The organism is Paenibacillus sp. TC-CSREp1 (genome assembly GCF_050171015.1).
Lineage (GTDB): Bacteria > Bacillota > Bacilli > Paenibacillales > Paenibacillaceae > Paenibacillus > Paenibacillus silvae.
In genome coordinates, this window is the sequence record NZ_JBNOKM010000002.1 from 259,321 (window position 1) to 278,824 (window position 19,504).

Below are 19,504 nucleotides of genomic sequence, written 5' to 3' on the forward strand. Positions count from 1 at the left end.
CTCCGTATGCCATATTTATAGGTGACCGTATTTTTTATTTCCTCATATAAGTGCAAGAGATATTCTTTATTGTATTCTGCTGTCTTGAACATAACCGGCGTGATTTGCTTACTGGACATCACATTAGCCGGGACTGTTCGTCAACTCCTCCAGCCATTGCTGCAAGGGAATATCCTCTGTCAGCTCGCCGAGCAAAATATGGCTAAACTGCCCTGCTCGGTCAATAACCATCGTGGCTGGAAGCCCCGTAATACGATAAAGACTCGATACTTTGCCTGTCGCATCAATGATCACTGGAAAATTAAACTGATGGCTTTTCATAAACTCGTTAATGCTTCCTTTGCTCTCCCCCACGTTAACAAATAGTGTCTCTACGTTGCTGCTATGCTGCTGCGCCAGCTCATGCACCAGCGGCATTTCTCTGACACATGGCGTGCACCAGGAAGCCCAAAAGTTTATCATCACGGCTTTGCCCCGGTAATCGGACAACCGAACCTGCTCACCCCTGGAGTTTACCGCTTCAAAATCGGGTGCTTCTGCACCTGCACGAATAGGAATACTGCTCTTGGATTCGGCATTCAATAGATTGTTCACTATAGCCCATATGCCAGCACCTAGCGCCACCATTGCAATCAACATGGTAACGGTACGCCTTATTTTTCGTCCGGGCTTGGACTCAACCTTAATCTCCTGTGCTTGTTTTGGCATTGCATTCACCTTCACTTCACACTCATCTTCATTTTTACTTTACACTCACCTTCATCATCTCACTTCAAGCCAAGGCTATGATGAAACGCTGCATGAAGCGAGCCATATTGCTCTCGAATAGCTGTCGTCGAGCCTTCCCCGACATTTCGTCCCTGATTCATAAACAGCACTTGATCCGCTATATCATTGGCAACTTCGAGCTGATGGGTAGAAAAAACGACCATATGCCCCTCTTGTTTGATCCCACTGAGCAGATGTACAAACTCCTGCATCCAGAACGGATCAAGTCCGTTCGTAGGCTCGTCCATAACTAGCAGGGCAGGCTTGGCAAGCATCGCCTGGGCGAACAAGATTCGCTGCCGCATCCCTTTAGAGAACGTGGTGACGCGTTTATGATTCTGACTGTCCAGACCCACCATCTCCAATACTTCCTGTACTCGCTGCTTCGGAAGCTTGCGCAGAGATGCCCAGAACAATAAAGCCTCCTCCGCTGTGAGCCCTTGGCTGAATTGATAATCATCCGGCATATATCCGATCTGATGGGCATACCGTTTGCGATCCTGTGCCCAGCGTAAAGAATTCACCGTGCTTTCTCCAGAGGTCGGCCGTAAAATACCCGCTAACATCCGTAGCAGCGTACTCTTCCCCGCACCGTTTCCACCACATACTGCGAGTACATGACCGGCTTCCAGCTCAAAAGAAATCTCATCCACAATGAGTTGATTTTTAATACGTTTGCTTAACCCGTTCACTCTAACTTGCGGTTCATGCATACGAGCGCCCCCTCTCCCATATCGCGTAAACAATAAGGATCGAGCAAATCACCCATAACAGGCAAATACCGATAAATATTGCACTTCCGCCTGGCTGCTGGACCCATGTCACCCATTGATAATATTCGGGTCCCAGGATGGAACCGCCGCCAAGCTTGATTACAATATACAGTCTCACCAGCTCAGCCGGGTTAAGAAAGGTCAGCAGCACCAGAAGTGGCTTGATCCAGAGATATGGCATCAAGCCCAATACGGCAAGTAACAATGCCGGCCAGCCGATAACGGCGAAGAACCAGATCGACACGGATATTGTCAGGGCCTGCCAGCGGTTACGTGACAATGATCCAATCAAGAGCGCAATCCCGAGAAACAACAGGATAAGTCCGCAGGAAAATGCAAGAAACAGCCCATATGTCAGCAGATCGATCGGATTGCCAAGCAGGCAGCTAATGACTCCCATTAGCCCATATCCAAAGGCAACAATCGTCAATAACACCGCAGCCAGCCCAATATATTTGCCTGTAATGAAAGACAAGGTGCCTATAGGATACGTGGATAACAGCTGCCAGCTTCCGTCCTCCTTTTCAGCAGTCAACGAGAAGGAGCCCAGAAACAGTGTCATCAAGGGTAAGAGATACAGAATCAGATTCAGCATCGAACCTGTCGTGCTTGAGTATCCCTGCACCGGATTCTGCGCATTTAGCAGTAACAAGCTTAAACTGAATGTACAAAAGAGGACCAGAAACGAATACGCCCAGGGATTGCGAAATCCTGTTTTCAACTCTCTCCTGGCGATCTGTATCATGTCAGACATTGCATTCACCATTCCTTATCAGCATCAGTGATGACCCGAGTTCTCTTTCGATTGGCCCTCTTGATGGTCACCTTCACTCATATCATGATCCGAGCCTTGTTCCATATCATGATTCGTTCCGTCCCCGTCATGGCTGTGTCCATGTCCATCGCCTTCCATTTTCATGTTATCCATATTTTGAGTCCAGTCATGGGAGGCCAGTTCATCTGCTGTCATGATTGTGCCTACACCCTGCTCCGCTACAAATGCTTCGGCTGAAGCCTTGTCCTTGAAGTTCAACACACCATAAGCCATCGGTGTCTTCAGGGAAGCGTCATACACATACGTCGCTTTGCTGAATTCAATCCATTCTTTGTCATTGTAATCCCGAACATAATCCATGCCGATATTGTCCGTTCCGTTTTGTTTCTTCCATTCATTCATACAGCCGATATCATCAAATTTGTAGTTTTTGCCGTCCTTCGTTGTGAGTTGTGTAGCAAATGCATCATCCTTCACCTGCATATTGCAGATTGCACAGATATCCACTTCCTCGTTAATCGGTACAGCCGCATATTTCTGTCCGCAAGCCGTTAACATCACGGTGCCCAGAAGCAGCACCATCGCCAGCATCCATCTTTTATTCATTTTCTCCATACCCCCATATAGATCATCGTACTTGCAGATAAACCGACCAGAAGCAGACCAAGCAGCCCCACCAACCCTGATCGGGTGTGCCCATCAGCTGCAGCTGCTCCTGTATGTTCTTCTCCGATTCGAATCTGAGGTGTTTCGTCGGTTGTCCAGCTGCCCTTGCCTTCCGAATGCAAATCACTCAGAAACACCATGCCGGGTGATTGAAAGAACAGCTGATATGCAGCATTCCGGCTGATCAGCTGCTCATAGAATGGATTGATCGCATAAGACAGCTCGCTCATTCCATCCTGATTCACGTCAAGTCCCTGAAAGGAATCCCAATAATTGCCCTTCATCTTGTTGCCTTTACTGTCCATCGCAGATGCATCAATCACGTTGGAAACAAACCGATTTTGCGTGAACGCATTGCCCTCTGCCAGCACCATCTGGATTCCCACAAAGTTGCGCGTAATGTCGTTATCCCGAATTTCGTTATTCGACGATTCCGCAATATTCATGCCCACACGGTTTCCCTCAACCGTATTGCTGATAATTTCGGACTGGTGTACGTCATAGAGCAAAATGCCTTGAGAATGCACATTTGTGCTTTGTTTGCGGAACGTGTTACCTGTGACAATCGTGTTTTTCACACCCATGATCATGCCGCCCGTCATATTCTCTTCTCCCGTATTGTTCAGCACAGAGGAACCGTCGATATACATGCAGTGAATGCCATACCTTGTTCGAAGTAACCGATTATCCTGTACCCGTGCGTTCCGGCTGTTCTCCAGGTAGATTCCGTCGAGCACGCCCTGAATGTGGTTCCCCTCAATCCGGCTGTTATCCGAATTCAGGAGATCGATACCGTTTCCTTTTTGCGTGCTGGAGGCTGTGCTTGCCCCTGCCCATTCAATCGTGTTGTTACGCAGCACCGCTGAATCAGCATCACGCAAGAGCAATCCAGCGCCTTTCGTGTGAATGGTAAGCTCACTGATTTCATTATTGCTGCCCGTTATGTGCACAGCAGCAGTCGGCTGTCCTCCATGATGTTCCATCGTAAAACCACGAAGCTTCACATCGTCAGCCTGAATGAGAATGGCAGTTTTATCCTGCTCGTTAATAATCGTTACAGCAGCATCACCAATCAGAGTAAGTGGTTTATGAATAGCTACCGGACCCGAATAGGTTCCCGCTTGTAGCTGGATCACAGCACCTGGGGCCGCATTATCGATAATGGGCTGAAGCGGAATCGGTTCCCGGTTGGCCTCCCCTGCCCTGGCTGCTTGCAGCGGGAGCAGCAGTATAAGGAACAGGGCAGCGGTCATCATGAAACCAGCTTTAAGAGCAGGCAGCCAGCCCGGCCCGAATCGTTTGTTTGCATTACTTTGATCGTTCATATTCAGGATGTGTATGCCCCCGTTCCCTCTGCTTTTTCCCTCCATTGCATCGTCACTTCCCTCCATTCTTTCTTGATTCTTTGCACAAATTAAGCGTTATCACAGTCCTTTACACAGTGTATCGAAAATGCTTCATTTCCCATATAGCTCCATCAGGCTATAGGCTTGTTCGTTTTGTGTCCAAATTGTGATGGAACGAAAAAAAGCCGCCACATGGGCGACTTTAGAAAGTGAATTATTCAAATGTATAGGTCCAGAACCGCTCGCGTCCGAAACGCGCCTGAAGCTCTTCATCATTCAGCTTGCGGTTGCCCATTAGCTCGGCGGCCTGGAACTGAGAGCGGTGGGCACGAATGGAAGCCAGCTTTTGCTCCAAAAAACCGCTGACATCTACCGTCACATCCGGTTTGCCAATATGCTGCTCGTGATTGTTGGAGAAGGCTACGCATTGCACGACAGGACGCTCGTCTACTGGAAGACGGCTTATCGTTCTGACCACTGCGGCTCCAGTTGCATCATGATCAGGGTGTACGCTGTATCCGGGATAAAAAGTAAAGACCAGAGTGGGCTTGATTTCCTCAAGCAGGGCCATAATGCTGCCGTCCAGCAGCTGCGGATCCTCGAACTCTACCATTTTATCGTGGAAACCAAGCATCCTCAGATCCTGAATCCCGATGGCGCTTGCTGCCTCAATAAGCTCGTTTTTACGAATGGAAGGCAGGGTTAAACGGTTTGCAAACGGTGGAATTCCCATGTTACGTCCCATCTCGCCCAAGGTCAAGCAAGCATATGTAACCTGTGCTCCACGATCAATGTATTTGGCTAAGGTGCCCGATACCGAGAATGCTTCGTCGTCTGGATGGGGATAAACCACCAGGATGCGTTGGTGCTCATCTTGTGCATTCTTTGTCATATGTTGTTCCTCCGCTCCCATTAGAACTTCTCCCGGCTCAGCTGTAAAGCTACAACCAGTTTGCCTTGGCTGTCATGGCCGGCCATAATCAATTTTTCTTGTTCCTGCTCATCAATATGTGTAAGTCCTTCAGCATAAACCCAGCCATCTGTCGTTTTCAAACCGACACGGTATGGTCCCTCACCAGAAATAGAGCCCTGTGTATATCGAATGGCCGCATTGGTTATAAAAGCTGAAGCTGGATGCCGTGAACTATCGTAATGTTGAGCGTAAGCGCCCGTTGTCATTTCAAGATGCATATATACATCCTGATTAACAAGGCGATCCAGCCGAAGCTGAATATCTTGTGGTTGTATCAGTTGCATGACGGCCTCCCTGTTTCATGTAAAGTGTGAACTCTATTTTATCATATGCAACAAGGAATATACATTCAAAGCTGGCTTGCTGCATAAAATGAGGTGGTCTGCCTCAGATGTATTCACTAAAACAGGAACATTCTTCTGTCTATTTTTCTATTTTTCATTGGTCACCTGATCGATTACATTAGATATAACACAAAGTATCTTAAACTCATCAGAATTCAACATTGCCGATTCATTGTTTTAAAAGGGGCTGCTTCCATGAAATCTTTTATTCAGTTATTACATTTTGGCTATCATCAGGCCATGAGCTGCATTTTTCCTGTAGCCATTTTTGGAACACTTGCGTTGTCCAGTGTCATTCCGTTTCCTTATATTCATCGCTATGATGCAATCCTGCTCATTCTGCTTGCTGTACAATATTTGATGTTCCGCAGCGGACTGGAAACCTGGGACGAGATCAAGGTCATCTGTGTGTTTCACCTGATTGGTCTTCTGCTCGAAATCTACAAAGTACATATGGGATCATGGTCATACCCTGAACCTGCGTACAGTAAAATTTTCGGCGTCCCGCTCTACAGCGGATTTATGTATGCCAGCGTGGCCAGCTTTATGTGTCAAATCTGGCGAAGACTGCGGATGGATATGACTGGCTGGCCGGGTCTGCTTCCCTCTGCACTGCTCGGCGGAGCCATCTATCTCAATTTTTTCACGCATCACTTTATTCCGGACTTTCGCTGGTGGCTCACGGCTCTTGTATTTGTGGTCTTCTGGAAAACGTGGATCATCTACAGAGTGCGATTCGTTACTTACCGAATGCCGCTGTCTCTTGCGTTTATCATTGTCGGATTTTTTATCTGGCTGGCCGAAAATATCTCTACTTTTCTAGGGGCCTGGAAATATCCCGATCAGCATGAAAGCTGGCAGCTGGTCAGCTTCAGCAAGATCAGCTCCTGGTTTCTGCTCGTGATTATCAGCGTAATCATCGTTGCACAGCTTAAATATGTGAAAGCGAAAAGGAGCGTGCAATCCTAAGGGAAAGTTGGCCTGCGGATCACTATCACATGGAAGAATTTCGTTTTCCTAACGTTAGTGATCCGCTATCATTTGTCATCTCCACCTGCTTCTCGCCGACCCGTTTCCCTGCTTCATCGTATACTTTAATTGTATATGCTGCATGATCTGACACAGGAAGCATGGCAAACCAGATCAGCTTGTCTATCCCTGCCTGGACGACCCTCGCTTCCGTACTAAACCCGGCGTCTTCACCATGAGGCTGTGATTCAGCAGTAACACGTACTACTCCCGAATGCTCTATCGTGCCAAATACCATTGGGAATGGTGTCTCCAAGCCCTCCAGCCTTGGCATATTCATATAATGTAACGCATATTCTGACGGGTCGATCTCGCTGGTACCATAACCGCCGCCCCATACCCATTTCCATCCAAACAGGCTTTTACGCACATACTCCAACTGCAGATTACTGGATGCCCCGCTGTTCGTTCTTTCTGTAAACAAGATCACACCACCATCAACGGGCTCCTGATGAACTACACGGACATGATGAGATGAACTTCTGAATTGTTCAACGGCATCCTCAGGCGTGCTGCCGATCGGAATCGACATAGTTTCGTCTAGCCCCATGGCTTTGGACATGGTCTGGTCAGCCAGACCACCAGGTCTTTCTGTTATATACATATATGTATAGACCATTATCAAAGAGAGCGCTAAAAATGCAACCGTTACGATTATAATCTTAAAAATGCTTCTCTTCCCTTGACTCATGTTCAAGCCTCCTTCTTAAAAAAAGCCGCCAATCGGCGGCTTCATCTTATTAAGGTCGCATAGTCATGCCTTAGGCAACTCTGGTGAAGATTTTTCATATGTCCTGTCCTGAATTAATATTCTCCAAGGAATATCACTTCTGTCTCTAATTCCACCTGGAACGTATCCCACACCTTTTTCTGAATAAACTGAATCAGGTCCTCATAATCCTTGGCTGTTGCATGATCCACATTCACGATAAAGCCTGCATGCTTCATCGAAATTTCAGCTCCCCCGATGCGGGTGCCCTGAAGCTGACAATCCTGAATCAGCTTGCCGGCAAAATATCCTTCCGGGCGTTTAAACACACTTCCGCAAGATGGGTATTCCAGGGGCTGCTTCGACTCTCTGAGAAATGTCAATTCATCCATCTTACTGGCGATCTCCTGCTTGTCACCTTGGCGTAGCGAAAATTTAGCATCGAGAATAATATAATGATCCATCTTGAAGAGACTGTTGCGGTAACTCAGCTTCATCTCTTCACGCGGAATAACAACAACATTGCCTTCACGAGTAATAACTGTGGCCTGCTCAATAACGTCAGCAATCTGGCCGCCATAAGCGCCAGCGTTCATATAAAGAGCGCCCCCGGTACTGCCAGGAATGCCGCAAGCAAATTCCAGCCCGGTCAGGCTATGCGCCAAAGCAGTACGGGATACATCAATAATGTCGGAGCCACTTTGTGCCACAATGCGCGTTCCCTCTACCTTGATCTGGTCAAAGTGGCTTAGCGAGATCGTTACCCCCCGGATGCCTCCATCCTTGATAATCACGTTAGAGCCTTTACCAATGACGGTCAGCGGCAGCTGGTGGCTATTCGCAATCTCTACTACTTTGGTGATCTCCTCCACCGTAGTCGGATGCACGAGAATGTCCGCTTTGCCTCCAATTCGAATAAACGTATGGTTTTTTAAAGGTTCATTAAATTTCACTTTTTCACTAGGTATGTGGTTCTCAAAAATATTCATGATTTTCTCTCCCTGCGTTCTTCAAAAAGAACATGATTCCTACATTGTAAATCGAAACACACTCCGATGACAATCTATATAAGTTGAACTAAAGAATTTACACAAACCACTCCGATCACAGAACAACCTTCCAATCGTTGCTATCCCCAGATTTTTTCGATTCCCTTTTCCAAAGGGGAAAATCCGGTGATAAAGGCGACCGCTACGCTTTTCCAGGTTTTTTCTGTCCTCTTCGTTCACGTGTAAAAGAATAGTTTTACTTATATTTCCCTGTACAGACCGATGAAATTCAACCGTATACTATAATGATATTCGCCTGTTTATTGAATAGGTACTCAAGTACAAGCTAAATTATAAATGAACATGAATATTTGAATAGGTTGGCATAAAAGCAATAGCGCTGCGGATTTATCAACCGCAGCGCTTGAACATTCTACCACATATTCTGGATATCATCTATCTTTTGAATAGAAGACCGGTTCATTCCCGTCCGTCGACTGGAATATCAGTCTTCGTCAATTCAGCGGATAACGCCCATAACCGAACAGCCTGCTCTGGATCAATGGCATATGGCTTTACACCGTAAAAAGCACCGTGCTCGGGAGCCATCTCACTGATATTACAATCTTCACAGTACACTCCGCCCATGCCTTCAAGCTTGGGAGCAGTTGCCGCCCACACTTGAGTTGCAGCCCCCTGTTCAGGAGATTTGAACGCCGGGTTCGCTACATTACCGTCTTCATCAATCCAGCCGAGTGCAACCATCTCTTCTTTGGGCATATGGCGCTGTAATGGAGTCATGATTCCACCCGGATGAACCGCAAACGCACGAACGCCATGCTGCTTGCCGATTCTGTCCAGCTCTACCGTGAACAAGCTGACGGCTGTTTTGGATTGGCCGTAGGCTGGGAACTTCTCGTATCCCTGTTCAAAATGGATATCCTGCCAGCGAATCGGAGAGAAATGATGACCTGTAGAGGAAACAGACACAACACGTGCTCCACCCTCATTAACGAGAGCAGGCCATAATAGATTGGTCAAAGCAAAGTGCCCCAGATGGTTCGTGGCAAATTGTGCTTCCCAGCCTGGACCTACTCGTGTCTCGGGGCAAGCCATAATGCCTGCATTCAGGATCAACATATCAATGCTTCGTTCACTTTCCAGAAAACGCTCGGAAAATGCACGAACACTCGACAGATCGGCAAGGTCCAGCTCATCAACCTCCACATTTTCCAAATCCGTCAAAGCTTCACGCGCAACTTCAGGTCTGCGTGCAGTTACAACAACATGTGCTCCCGCACGAACCAGTGCACGGGTAGTCTCCAGTCCCAGACCGGAATATCCGCCCGTCACTACGGCGAGACGCCCTGATAGATCCAGACCGCGTAAAACCTCAGCCGCTGTACTGTTCTTGTCAAAACCTGAATTCATTTTTTGTTGTGGTGTTTTTGTATTTTTGTTCATATCCATTCAATTTAGCTCCTTGTACTCTCATTAGTAACTGTAATTGCTAATAGTATTGATCCCGGTTGGGACTTCTATAAACAGTCTACACCTTAGAGTAAACTCGAAGTCAAATGATGCCCGTTAAGAGTAAGGGACGAAAAAAGCCGCCATTACGGCAGCTTTACTCTACTTCTGATGGATCTGGAAGACATCCCCGGCGTTACCGCCAAAAACGATAAATCCTTTCTTCGGAAGTTTGGTTGTCTGTTCACCAGTCGCGATGGAGAACTGCAGCACCTGACCTTGATCATCATAAACCGCATAACCGCCGTGCTCCGGAGAATTCACTGTTATCGTTTTTTCTGCAGATTTCCCACCGATGGCATACCATCGTGCCTGACCGTTCGCTGGAATGGTTGCAATACCTGATTTTCCACTAAAAATCGGCCGAATGGCCTTTTCCGAGATGTACTGCTGTCCGTTCTGCGTGAGAATTTCAGCATCTTGTTTCTTCATTAATTCCAAGTCAAAAGCATCTCGGCCGTTCATGATCGGGATTTCAGCCACATTGACGCTATGATTCACATCGGTAATTTTCGTCCCATTCACATAGCCGTGCTTTGCATTGACCTTGAAGGTTTTAATCAGCTGTGATGGGAGCAGATAGAAGATCGATGTAATTTTTTCGTCCAGCGCAAAATATCGCAAGCCATTCCGTGCAGTCCACTTCTCACTAATAACCGCATCCAGTTTGTTATGCTCAAGCTTTTGATAATCATATGCGCTCATCCTCATTTGTCCCAGCCCAGGCAAGGTCAGATACCCTTGAACTTTCACATATGTTTTAGCATTTCGTTCCTTCACAAAGCTCACCTTCACACTTCCGTCCTTGCTGGTAAAATACCCGTCACCTGTATACACATAATTTTGTTCAGCAATCAGTCCGCCCAGCATAGCTGGTAATGTGAATGCTGCATTCTGAATATCGATTTCCGTAGTTGCTCCAACGGTTCCATACAAGCCGGAGTAATCGTTCAGCTCAGCAGGCATCTCGGTCGGGACTGGTGCAGAGAAGGTGCGATCCGGCTTGATGTTGTCGATGATGCCTTGTTCCTTCAGTACTTCCAGCAACACTTTAGTGGCAAACATCTGATCAAAAACGGAAGAACCGCCCGAAGATAATACAGCCATAGAGATGTCATGCTCTGGAATTGTAATTAGAGAAGCGTGATACATCATCGTATCACCTCCCTTGGTCAATGCCTTGACACCATACTCACTGAATGGAGCAAGCTCAACGGCATCCCAGCCAAGCCCGAAGTTGAACGAATTGATTTCGTCAGATACCCATATGCCTTTGCGATATTCAGGACTTTGCATTGCCTTGACGGAAGCATCCGATAGAAGCTCCGGGCGGTTGCCTATTAGCATCTCGGCAAATTGCGTCAACTCCTCAGCCGTTGAATAAATGCCACCCGTGCCGATGATATTTGCATTTTCAACAGGCATCTTCGGTTTGAGTGTTGGCCAATAGGTCTCAGCTAACCTGTCTCTATTGAAAGAATCCAGCGGTGTCTTCGTTGAATCCAGCTGCAACGGCTTACTGATAAACTGTTCCACATATTTGCTGTAACTTAGCCCACTTATGCGCTCCACCAAAATCTCCAGCAATTGAAATCCATCATTACAATAAACCGAGTATTCGCCAGGCTTGGATTTGAGCCGTTCGGCCTGAAGCTTGCTCAGTAACTCATCGTGGTTACGTGTATCGTTATCATCAAACAGCATGCTGTTTCCATACTGCGAACCGTATAACCCGGATGAATGGTTCATTAACATACGCGGTGTGATTTCTTTATAGCGGGGATCTGCCATTTTGAAATCGGTAATATACGTGGTAAGTGGCTGATCCAGGTCAACCTGACCAGAATCGACCAGCATCATAACCGCAGTAGTCACCACCATTTTGCTTACGGAGCCTATGCCGTACATGGTGTCTTTGTGCACGGCTTTGTGGCTCGCCTTGTCATGAAATCCAGCACCATCCGATAAAATAATTTCCCCTTCGTCCATAATGGCATATTGCAGGCTTGTGACACCGTAATTTTGAACCAGCATGTCAGCGATTTGTTTAGCTTTCCCTTGGATTGTCTGCTTTGCATCCGCCTGGGCTTTGCCCCCGGATACAGGCATGATGACGAGCATGAAGGCACATAAAACCGTGATTATCCTTTTCATTCAGACTTCCTCCTTTGGATAGATATACATGAATGGATTCATCATACCCGGCCAAGGCGTTGCCTGCGGAAAAGAACCCCGAATGGAAAAAAACAACCCCTGAACGACAGTTCAGACGTTGTTTGTGTTGTAAGGAAGAACAACCATGTTGTTAAACGATCGCTGCCCTTGCTCAATCGTCATGTGACCTCCATATTTGCTGCATATTCTGGATATATTAGTCAGGCCAAAACCATGAAATTCTGAATCCTTTTTGTCACTCTTTAGATTCGTTGCGGGTAATGCTGTGTGATTCATAATCTGGATCACCAGTGCAGAAGCTGTGGAATGAATGGACACTAACATATAGCGATCTTCGGCAATCCGTACTTTTTTGGATGCTTCAACAGCATTATCCAGAATGTTACCAAGTACCACACACAAATCGTATCGTTCGATGCCTATATGCTGGGAATGCAGCTGTATTCGCGTATCGACCCGAATTCCGTTTGCCTGCCCAACCGCCAGCGTATTTGTAACCAGAGCATCAATGACAAGGTTACCGCTATTCACACGTTGGTAAGCATGTTCAATCGTATTCAAGGTTACGTGCATATGCTCTGTTGCTGCTGACAGCTCATTACGCTTCACACATTCTTCGATATATAGAAACTGTTGATTGATATCGTGGATAATACCTTTTATGCTTTTGAAGCTGTGTACGGTCTTCTCATAATTGGCATCCTGATAATCCATCTGCCGCTGCAATTGTTCATTCTCATGAGCAAGCTGCGCCTTCTCTACGATATTGTCGAACACATATACAATGAACACGTTGAGAAAAAGGGAGCCCAGCACCGAAAAAATATAATAGATATTTTTTTCACTGTATATAGAAATGACATTAATCTGATATACCGAAATCACGGTTACAATTAAAAATAAAACATAAAACCGATAATGCACGGCAAAGCTCCGGCGTTTGGCAATGAGGTGAACAATGGTAATCACCACAAACATGATGCTGCATCCCAACAGTAGAACTTTGGAGAACAGCCATATCGCTTCCGGGCCATAGACAGCCTCTTTAAGGTAGTCGATGCCGTCAAACTCACTTACAACATAAACTGAAATGATATTTACCGTTGTTAGCAGGGCTGCATACATAACCGTAAACATAATCTTCAGCTTCAATTCTACCCGATAGGATTGGGCCAGAGTGAAGATATAGATCAATGCAAGAGCAGTTGACAGAACTGAAGGTAATCGCGTAGCCAAATAAAAGAAATTCAACAGGATAAACACAATAAAATAGATTGCTCTGCGAGGTTTGCGTCTGGTCTTGCCCAATACAGAATCAAAATAATAATTCGCTTGAAAGGTCATGAGCAGGGTCATAAAAATGATGGGCACCAGATACAAAATATTCATCTTACTGGACCCTCATGATCATAAATTTGGTATACGTATCCTTGACTTCTTTGATTTTGGAACGGCCTATGGGCAATGAGGTTCCATCCAGCATAGTTACTTGTGCTCCCGTAAACTTGTGTACATGCATTAGATTGATAAGAACGGATCGGTGAATCTGCATAAAACCATGCTCTTTCAGCGTGGCAGCATAAGCTGATAAAATACCTTTCGTTTCATAAGAATGATCACTAGTAACTACCTTTAGCTTGTTTTTAACCGTAAGGCTTTTGATGACCTCAATCCATAAAATATCTTCATATTTCAGCATCAAATCATCGTAATCCGATTTAATCACAACGTACTTTTTATCCATAGCTTGAAAATACTGATGAAGTTTGATCAGCTTCTCTTCCAATACGCTCTCTTGAATGGGCTTGATCAAATATTGAAAGGTCATGACATCGAAACTTTGAACCATATACTCGGGATAACTGGTAAGGAACATGATCTGCACATCCATGATCTTCAATTTTCTGAGTTCATTTGCTGTCTGTATGCCATTCATACCACCCATCTCTACATCCAGAATAAGCAGATGAAACGTATCCCCCTGGTCCTTATAATATGTTATGAGCTCTTCTCCCGAGCTGAACATCATGGTATGAAACTCCATATCCGTTTTGAGGGAGATTTTAGTCAGTATGCTTTTTACAATCTGCCTCTGTTGTACATCATCATCACATATGGCTACATGGTACATTTAATCCCGCCTTTCGTTAATGCAGATCCATTCAGTCATTCTATTAATATACTATGTTGTCTTCCGCTGTAGAAGAAATAAGGGCGAAGTGCATACAACAGACCCTGAGCAGCAAAAATTGCAGTGATGAGCTCTGCTGCGCCATAAACCAGAACACAAGAAATAGGACAATGCAGTGGTTACACTGCCTCGTCCTGGTTGTATTTCTTTTTCAATTACAGGCTTAAAAAATGGTAGGGACCATACCGCCATCCATGCGGATGGGTGATCCTCTGAAGCTTGAAGCGAATGGGCTGCATACAAAGGCAACCATTTTTCCGATTTCAGCCGGCCTGATGAATCGCTGCAGCTCGGATTGAGGCAGATTTTTTTTCATAAAGTGAATTTCTTTAGCCTCGAAATCAAGCAATTCATCCGCATAGATGCCTTCGATGATGCTCTGAACATTCTCCGAAAGGGTTGGACCCGGGAGGATCGTATTCACGGTTACTTCTGTTCCGGCCGTGAGCTTGGACAGCGTTTTGGACAGAGACAACAGCATGCTCTTGGTCATGCAGTACTGCGGCATCTGACCCGACGGCATCATTGCTTCTTCACTTGCAATAAAAACAATACGGCCGGCGCCATTGCTTATCATTCCCGGCATATAAAAACGGCATAATGCGTTGGCGGCAAGCACATTGGTACGGAAATAGGTCTCCCATACTTCATCGCTCACTTGCTCGTAACTCATCAGCTCATAGATCCCCATGCTATTAATTAAAATATCGACCTCTGGATGCTTCTCGAACAAGGCTTCCCTCTCCGCTCGGTCTGTAAGATCAGCTGTTGCCCTTTGCGGAGATGTATCAGGAAACATCGCCTGCAGTTCAAGAACCGTTTGCTCAACCTCATCGTCGTGCCGTCCATTAATGAGCACGTGAACGCCTTCTCTGGCGAGTTCTATGGCAATGCCTTTGCCAATACCTCTGGTTGATCCGGTAATCATTGCCGTTTTTCCTTTTAACCCCATATCCATCCTGTATATCTCCTTCTTTGTGTAAAAACTGTCCGAGATTCAACTCAGCAGCTGCAGCTGCGTGTTTCGGATAAGGATGATATTACAGAATCTGCGCTGCTCCGTAACTAGTCCCGAGCGCCATCACACATGCCTGACACGCCAATTGGACGGCGTATCTCCTTCCCAGGTACGGAAAGCACGATAAAATGAATTTTGATCCTGATAACCGATCAAATAAGCAATCTCTTTAATATTAAGTGAGAGATCGGACAGATATGCCCGGGCTTGCTCGTGACGCGCCTCGGTCAACAGTTGTTTGAAGGTGGTACCCTCCTGCATCAGTTTACGCTGAAGGGAGCGCTCGCTCATATGCAATTCTCTTGCAATAGTATATATATCAAGAGGTTTGTCTGAAAGATTCCGCTTGAAGATACACTTCACAATCTCGGACAAGGATTGGTATGGATGGCCAGCCAAAGATTTATCAAGAATCGGGGTCAATATGTCCAGAAGCTCCACATTGTAAGACTGAAACGCCAAGTCCAGGTCCAGTCTGTTCAACGTCAACTGATTCAATCGAGAGCCTGTATGAACCTCACATCCAAAAAAGGCTTCAAGCGTTTTCACATCTCCCATCGGATGTGTGAATTCAACCAATTCAGCAACCAGAGGTTGTCCTGTTCCCCGTCTGCCAAGCTCAAGCAGAAATGCCAACGTTGTGCCAATCAGGAGTGCAGGCCCTTCTTCGGAATGATGCCAATCCAGTTGAATAAAGCACCGGTCACCTGCTTCCCTCATATGCAGACGCTCCGGGGGACATATCTGCTTGTACCGTGTCATACGCACCAGTGCGTCCCGATAATCCCTGGTATGATAAGCTGCCAGTACGCTCGGTGGATATTTAGAAACCTCAAATGATTTTGTCAGTCTGACAATCGCTTCTGCCGTATCTCCAACAAGGTTCGAGTAGGCCTGCCATATGGAGAAATATTGTTCCTGAGTGACCTCGGATTCATGGATAGAGGAAGGAATCACATCGGCCTCTTCCGCAATATCGTGCATTGTAATGCCAAGTTGATTTAAACTATCCCAGAAGCCGGGATGTATTTTAATCCCAGGTGAAAAAGCAGCCTTCATGGTTATAAACTCCTTTGCTATGTGTCAGGGAATTCAGCTTCTGTCTTACCCTCTATATAGCAAAACACGACTGACCAACAGTGGTCAATCGTGTCTTATATACAGCTATTCGATAAGAGCCGCCTTGATCAAGGCATTGACCCTTGAGTTATAGAGCAACCCGATATGAGTCACCAGATTAACCGAAATATTGTTCGCGCCGTCCAGTCTGGATAATGCAGGCGATACAATGGTATCACTCGTTGAATAGATCGAGGTAACTCTAATCCCGTCTGGTGCTCTGCTTGTTGTCAGTCGATTCGCTCCGCCCAGCGTAATCAGTTTATCCACTTTATCAATGCCTCCACGGTTCAGTATGTAATACAGGCTGTTGGCTCCTCCCATACTGTGAGCAACGATATGTACTTTGGAGTGCCCCGTTTGCTGAAGCACATCGTCCACAAATCGGCTGATTGCCGCAGAGTTTAACAGTTGATTCCCTGCTTTGCTCGGGAGATCAATGGCAAATAATTCATCATTCGACCATCCCTCACCCCGCAGATATCTCTCAATTAAAGCAAAATTGCTGTCTGACCCGGTTAAACCGTGGACAAAAACGATTGGCGTGCGTTCGGTTGCAGCAGAAGCCTTCAAACTCTGTCCAAAACCAGGCAAAGTAAAAATAAAGACCATGCTCATGCAAACCATTAACAACAGCTTTAACTTTCTCAAACAGATCATCCTCCTGTGAAATGAGATACCCATATTTTACAATTAAGAAAATGGAAAATATATGGAACTTTAGTCTCATTTCACCAAAAGAGTATGATTTTAACTTCTAATGATTTTGTCGAAACAGCGGTGTCCTCCCCATGTCGCATGACCCATTACACTGCCTGACTATCCCTCGACGATATCCGCATGCAGATGTGACGCCGCTTCCATCATCACTGGAACGATCGCCTCATTCGAAATTGCAACGTATAACTCCCCCATATATAACCGGAACGGATGCTGTTGTCCTTCATGCTCCCACATAAAGAAATCCCCTTCAATGGTCATCGTACTCTCCGCTCCAACGATATTAAGCACCGTGGAATAAGTGAACTCCGGCTTGGAGGCAAAGTAAGCTTTGCATTCTTCCAGAGAGATTTGTTGTTCCGGATTGTTTTCCTGCATCGATCTGGTTATTTTAAAGCGCTGATTCATTTTGCTATGCCCCCAACTTCATTTAATTTGTATTCTCTGCTTCATTTCATAACAACGTATTTTCTCATTTCATTCTGCGAATGTCAAAGTACATGTCAAGATTGTTTAGATTATATGTACCTGAATCTCCCAATTTAGATCATCATGAGCGCTCGTCCATACGAACGTACCCGCATTGAATATAGTATTCTATCTGAATGATAAGGAGGAATATCATATGACCCAATTACTTGATGCGAGAGTGTCAGTGAATGCACCTACCTTTAATTCCATCGCCATTCCTATTCCCGCCATTAATACACCTACATTATTTGCACAGATCGGGTTATTGACTGCAGGCTCAGGTCCCAATCCGCGAGTTTCTCTGAAAGGCACGATTACAGTCGAGCTTCCACGCGCGCTTTTTCAAGTCCGAATTACGATTGTACGAGGGACTGCCGCAACCGATCCGCTCATTTATTCTGCGAATCACAGGTATGCTCTCCGGGGATTGATTGTGCCTGAGGTCATCATATTTTCTGCCAATGACTATAATCCCCCTATTACTCCGCAGCTAACCTATACTGCATTTATCACTACCAATCTGCTTGGCACCGTCCGGGTAGGTCCTGAAAATTTTGACGGATTTATCGTTTCAGATTAAGTATCAGATTAAGCTTTGGTTTTTAATGACTAACACCCCATCCTGTGATCTAGATCTGGATTATGAGAACAGGAATGGGGCATTTGCACGTTAAGCTAATTGCCGAAATAGACATCCAGCTTGCCCGTTGGCGGCGTGGTTGCCATCCACACGGCGGCCAGATTATCCGGAGCATATGTTGCAGCCGTAATATAGTCTCCGATTAATGGCGTTGGCACCGGTGCAACACCATTTGGATTAAATGACGTTGTTGTCAGACGACGATTGCTGAAGCTCACTCCGCCATCAAAGGACTCTGCAACAAATACATCAAGCAGAAATCCATCAATTCGATTCGTATAGTAAATTACCCGTATCGTTCCCGCAAATGGAGAAACGGTGATGGATGGAAAAAAGTTCTGTGTACCTGCCGGTGCGGCAGTAATGCTGACAGGATCAGTCCAAAGAAGTCCATCCGGAGATTGGCACAGTAAAACATCTGTATATCCGGCACGGGCATCATTCCATACTGCATAAACTGTTCCGCTGTTAGGCCCGTTAGAAATATCTGCACCCATGCTCAGATTGGTCTGCACTCGAAAATTATAGTTCGGTACAGGCAATGGTGAGGGTGCAGGCACCACTGAAGAAATAAACGTGGACTGCCTTGCAATTGGTGGCAGATACGTAATTCCGCCATCATAGGATATCCGTAATAGTGCTGAGGGACTGGCAGGTCCAGTAATAATATAACCCGCATAGACCTCACCCGAGAAGCCAACAGCAAGTGTAGCTCTGTCATGAATTCCCCGTGGATTGGACTGTCGTTCCGGTGCTTCCCAGGTCAGACCCTGTGTGACAGACCTTTGCGTAAAAATAGCAGAAGAAGTTGTTGCAAGCGGTGTGTAGCCTACATAAGCGTGACCTCTGTATGGACTGCCTGGTGATCGATCCACGGCGATGAATGGCTCATCATTATGTACAACAGTTCCAAATCCCAGCTGTACAATTACTGGTGGCTGAAACGTGGCTCCGTCATCAAACGATGTATAACTGGCAATTGTGCCATCATTGTTTCCATTAAACAAATGTACAGTAACAATAAATGTGCTTGGAAAAGTATAGTCAATTGTCGGCGCTTCCGACCCAGAGTAACCTGCCGGTTGCTGAAGTATCGTTGTTGACCATGTCACTCCACCGTCGATGGAACGATAAAATCCCGTAAGCGTCGGCCCCGTACTGGTATCCACAGCAACAACACACATAATATCGGGATTCAATGTGTTGACCGCAATGGAAGGCTCAAACTGGTTACCTCCCAAAGCACCGGTAATATTTACAACAGCCAA

General features: G+C 46.0%; 20 protein-coding genes. 2 read left to right on the top strand and 18 right to left on the bottom strand.

Annotated features, from left to right (window positions below):
• Window positions 1-123: 123 nt before the first annotated feature.
• From ACQSGY_RS03735 to ACQSGY_RS03765, 7 genes are all read right to left on the bottom strand, one after another.
• The gene (locus ACQSGY_RS03735; RefSeq protein ID WP_427050711.1) at window positions 124-708 is read right to left on the bottom strand and encodes a redoxin domain-containing protein; all 585 of its coding nucleotides are present in this window, start codon (window positions 706-708) and stop codon (window positions 124-126) included.
• 59 nt (window positions 709-767) lie between these two features.
• A complete protein-coding gene (locus ACQSGY_RS03740; protein WP_427050712.1) occupies window positions 768-1,481 on the bottom strand; it encodes an ABC transporter ATP-binding protein in 714 nt (237 codons plus the stop codon).
• A complete protein-coding gene (locus ACQSGY_RS03745) occupies window positions 1,474-2,295 on the bottom strand; it encodes an ABC transporter permease (protein WP_427050713.1) in 822 nt (273 codons plus the stop codon). The genes ACQSGY_RS03740 and ACQSGY_RS03745 overlap by 8 nt, the downstream gene beginning before the upstream one ends.
• A gap of 24 nt (window positions 2,296-2,319) precedes the next feature.
• Window positions 2,320-2,922, bottom strand: coding sequence for a nitrous oxide reductase accessory protein NosL (locus ACQSGY_RS03750; RefSeq protein WP_427050714.1), 603 nt, complete (start codon window positions 2,920-2,922; stop codon window positions 2,320-2,322).
• Complete coding sequence (locus tag ACQSGY_RS03755; protein ID WP_427050715.1) at window positions 2,919-4,307, bottom strand: right-handed parallel beta-helix repeat-containing protein; 1,389 nt, start codon at window positions 4,305-4,307, stop codon at window positions 2,919-2,921. Before ACQSGY_RS03755 ends, ACQSGY_RS03750 begins: the two co-directional genes overlap by 4 nt.
• A 235-nt stretch (window positions 4,308-4,542) precedes the next feature.
• Window positions 4,543-5,220 (bottom strand): bacillithiol biosynthesis deacetylase BshB2, encoded by a 678-nt coding sequence (bshB2, locus tag ACQSGY_RS03760; RefSeq protein WP_111271239.1) that lies wholly within the window; start codon window positions 5,218-5,220, stop codon window positions 4,543-4,545.
• Window positions 5,221-5,240: 20 nt separating this feature from the next.
• Window positions 5,241-5,585, bottom strand: a complete 345-nt coding sequence (locus tag ACQSGY_RS03765; RefSeq protein WP_111271225.1) for a YojF family protein — start codon at window positions 5,583-5,585, stop codon at window positions 5,241-5,243.
• 255 nt (window positions 5,586-5,840) lie between these two features.
• Between ACQSGY_RS03765 and ACQSGY_RS03770 the strand changes: the two genes are divergently transcribed.
• Window positions 5,841-6,614, top strand: a complete 774-nt coding sequence (locus tag ACQSGY_RS03770) for a DUF817 domain-containing protein (protein WP_427050716.1) — start codon at window positions 5,841-5,843, stop codon at window positions 6,612-6,614.
• A 25-nt stretch (window positions 6,615-6,639) separates the two neighbouring features.
• Here ACQSGY_RS03770 and ACQSGY_RS03775 read toward each other — a convergent pair whose 3' ends face one another.
• From ACQSGY_RS03775 to ACQSGY_RS03820, 10 genes are all read right to left on the bottom strand, one after another.
• Window positions 6,640-7,278 (bottom strand): hypothetical protein, encoded by a 639-nt coding sequence (locus tag ACQSGY_RS03775; protein WP_427050717.1) that lies wholly within the window; start codon window positions 7,276-7,278, stop codon window positions 6,640-6,642.
• Window positions 7,279-7,478: 200 nt separating this feature from the next.
• The gene (murB, locus tag ACQSGY_RS03780) at window positions 7,479-8,372 is read right to left on the bottom strand and encodes a UDP-N-acetylmuramate dehydrogenase (protein WP_427050718.1); all 894 of its coding nucleotides are present in this window, start codon (window positions 8,370-8,372) and stop codon (window positions 7,479-7,481) included.
• A 480-nt stretch (window positions 8,373-8,852) separates the two neighbouring features.
• Entirely contained in the window at window positions 8,853-9,842 is a 990-nt protein-coding gene (locus tag ACQSGY_RS03785) for an SDR family NAD(P)-dependent oxidoreductase (RefSeq protein ID WP_427050719.1), read from the bottom strand.
• 162 nt (window positions 9,843-10,004) lie between these two features.
• Complete coding sequence (locus ACQSGY_RS03790) at window positions 10,005-12,056, bottom strand: serine hydrolase domain-containing protein (RefSeq protein WP_427050720.1); 2,052 nt, start codon at window positions 12,054-12,056, stop codon at window positions 10,005-10,007.
• A gap of 111 nt (window positions 12,057-12,167) precedes the next feature.
• Window positions 12,168-13,466, bottom strand: a complete 1,299-nt coding sequence (locus tag ACQSGY_RS03795) for a GHKL domain-containing protein (protein WP_427050721.1) — start codon at window positions 13,464-13,466, stop codon at window positions 12,168-12,170.
• Between the two features lies 1 nt (window position 13,467).
• On the bottom strand, window positions 13,468-14,208 hold the full coding sequence (locus tag ACQSGY_RS03800) for a LytR/AlgR family response regulator transcription factor (protein WP_427050722.1): 741 nt from the start codon (window positions 14,206-14,208) through the stop codon (window positions 13,468-13,470).
• A 223-nt stretch (window positions 14,209-14,431) separates the two neighbouring features.
• Window positions 14,432-15,226: an SDR family NAD(P)-dependent oxidoreductase gene (locus ACQSGY_RS03805; protein ID WP_427050723.1), complete on the bottom strand. Its 795-nt coding sequence runs from the start codon at window positions 15,224-15,226 to the stop codon at window positions 14,432-14,434.
• Window positions 15,227-15,349: 123 nt separating this feature from the next.
• Window positions 15,350-16,345 carry a helix-turn-helix domain-containing protein gene (locus ACQSGY_RS03810; protein WP_427050724.1) on the bottom strand — a complete coding sequence of 332 codons (996 nt, stop codon included), beginning with the start codon at window positions 16,343-16,345 and terminating at the stop codon, window positions 15,350-15,352.
• A gap of 105 nt (window positions 16,346-16,450) precedes the next feature.
• The gene (locus ACQSGY_RS03815; protein ID WP_427050725.1) at window positions 16,451-17,065 is read right to left on the bottom strand and encodes an esterase/lipase family protein; all 615 of its coding nucleotides are present in this window, start codon (window positions 17,063-17,065) and stop codon (window positions 16,451-16,453) included.
• Between the two features lie 159 nt (window positions 17,066-17,224).
• Complete coding sequence (locus ACQSGY_RS03820) at window positions 17,225-17,533, bottom strand: hypothetical protein (protein ID WP_427050726.1); 309 nt, start codon at window positions 17,531-17,533, stop codon at window positions 17,225-17,227.
• A 217-nt stretch (window positions 17,534-17,750) separates the two neighbouring features.
• Between ACQSGY_RS03820 and ACQSGY_RS03825 the strand changes: the two genes are divergently transcribed.
• Entirely contained in the window at window positions 17,751-18,176 is a 426-nt protein-coding gene (locus ACQSGY_RS03825; protein ID WP_427050727.1) for a hypothetical protein, read from the top strand.
• Window positions 18,177-18,271: 95 nt separating this feature from the next.
• Here the strand turns inward: ACQSGY_RS03825 and ACQSGY_RS03830 are convergent, their stop codons facing one another.
• Window positions 18,272-19,504 carry an exo-alpha-sialidase gene (locus ACQSGY_RS03830; protein WP_427050728.1) on the bottom strand — a complete coding sequence of 411 codons (1,233 nt, stop codon included), beginning with the start codon at window positions 19,502-19,504 and terminating at the stop codon, window positions 18,272-18,274.

Bases quoted from the DNA above. Each gene is read 5' to 3' on its own strand.
- ACQSGY_RS03735 (WP_427050711.1), bottom strand. From the start codon at position 708: ATGCCAAAACAAGCACAGGAGATTAAGGTTGAGTCCAAGCCCGGACGA.
- ACQSGY_RS03740 (WP_427050712.1), bottom strand. From the start codon at position 1,481: ATGCATGAACCGCAAGTTAGAGTGAACGGGTTAAGCAAACGTATTAAA.
- ACQSGY_RS03745 (WP_427050713.1), bottom strand. From the start codon at position 2,295: ATGTCTGACATGATACAGATCGCCAGGAGAGAGTTGAAAACAGGATTT.
- ACQSGY_RS03750 (WP_427050714.1), bottom strand. From the start codon at position 2,922: ATGAATAAAAGATGGATGCTGGCGATGGTGCTGCTTCTGGGCACCGTG.
- ACQSGY_RS03755 (WP_427050715.1), bottom strand. From the start codon at position 4,307: ATGAACGATCAAAGTAATGCAAACAAACGATTCGGGCCGGGCTGGCTG.
- bshB2 (WP_111271239.1), bottom strand. From the start codon at position 5,220: ATGACAAAGAATGCACAAGATGAGCACCAACGCATCCTGGTGGTTTAT.
- ACQSGY_RS03765 (WP_111271225.1), bottom strand. From the start codon at position 5,585: ATGCAACTGATACAACCACAAGATATTCAGCTTCGGCTGGATCGCCTT.
- ACQSGY_RS03770 (WP_427050716.1), top strand. From the start codon at position 5,841: ATGAAATCTTTTATTCAGTTATTACATTTTGGCTATCATCAGGCCATG.
- ACQSGY_RS03775 (WP_427050717.1), bottom strand. From the start codon at position 7,278: ATGTATATAACAGAAAGACCTGGTGGTCTGGCTGACCAGACCATGTCC.
- murB (WP_427050718.1), bottom strand. From the start codon at position 8,372: ATGAATATTTTTGAGAACCACATACCTAGTGAAAAAGTGAAATTTAAT.
- ACQSGY_RS03785 (WP_427050719.1), bottom strand. From the start codon at position 9,842: ATGGATATGAACAAAAATACAAAAACACCACAACAAAAAATGAATTCA.
- ACQSGY_RS03790 (WP_427050720.1), bottom strand. From the start codon at position 12,056: ATGAAAAGGATAATCACGGTTTTATGTGCCTTCATGCTCGTCATCATG.
- ACQSGY_RS03795 (WP_427050721.1), bottom strand. From the start codon at position 13,466: ATGAATATTTTGTATCTGGTGCCCATCATTTTTATGACCCTGCTCATG.
- ACQSGY_RS03800 (WP_427050722.1), bottom strand. From the start codon at position 14,208: ATGTACCATGTAGCCATATGTGATGATGATGTACAACAGAGGCAGATT.
- ACQSGY_RS03805 (WP_427050723.1), bottom strand. From the start codon at position 15,226: ATGGATATGGGGTTAAAAGGAAAAACGGCAATGATTACCGGATCAACC.
- ACQSGY_RS03810 (WP_427050724.1), bottom strand. From the start codon at position 16,345: ATGAAGGCTGCTTTTTCACCTGGGATTAAAATACATCCCGGCTTCTGG.
- ACQSGY_RS03815 (WP_427050725.1), bottom strand. From the start codon at position 17,065: ATGATCTGTTTGAGAAAGTTAAAGCTGTTGTTAATGGTTTGCATGAGC.
- ACQSGY_RS03820 (WP_427050726.1), bottom strand. From the start codon at position 17,533: ATGAATCAGCGCTTTAAAATAACCAGATCGATGCAGGAAAACAATCCG.
- ACQSGY_RS03825 (WP_427050727.1), top strand. From the start codon at position 17,751: ATGACCCAATTACTTGATGCGAGAGTGTCAGTGAATGCACCTACCTTT.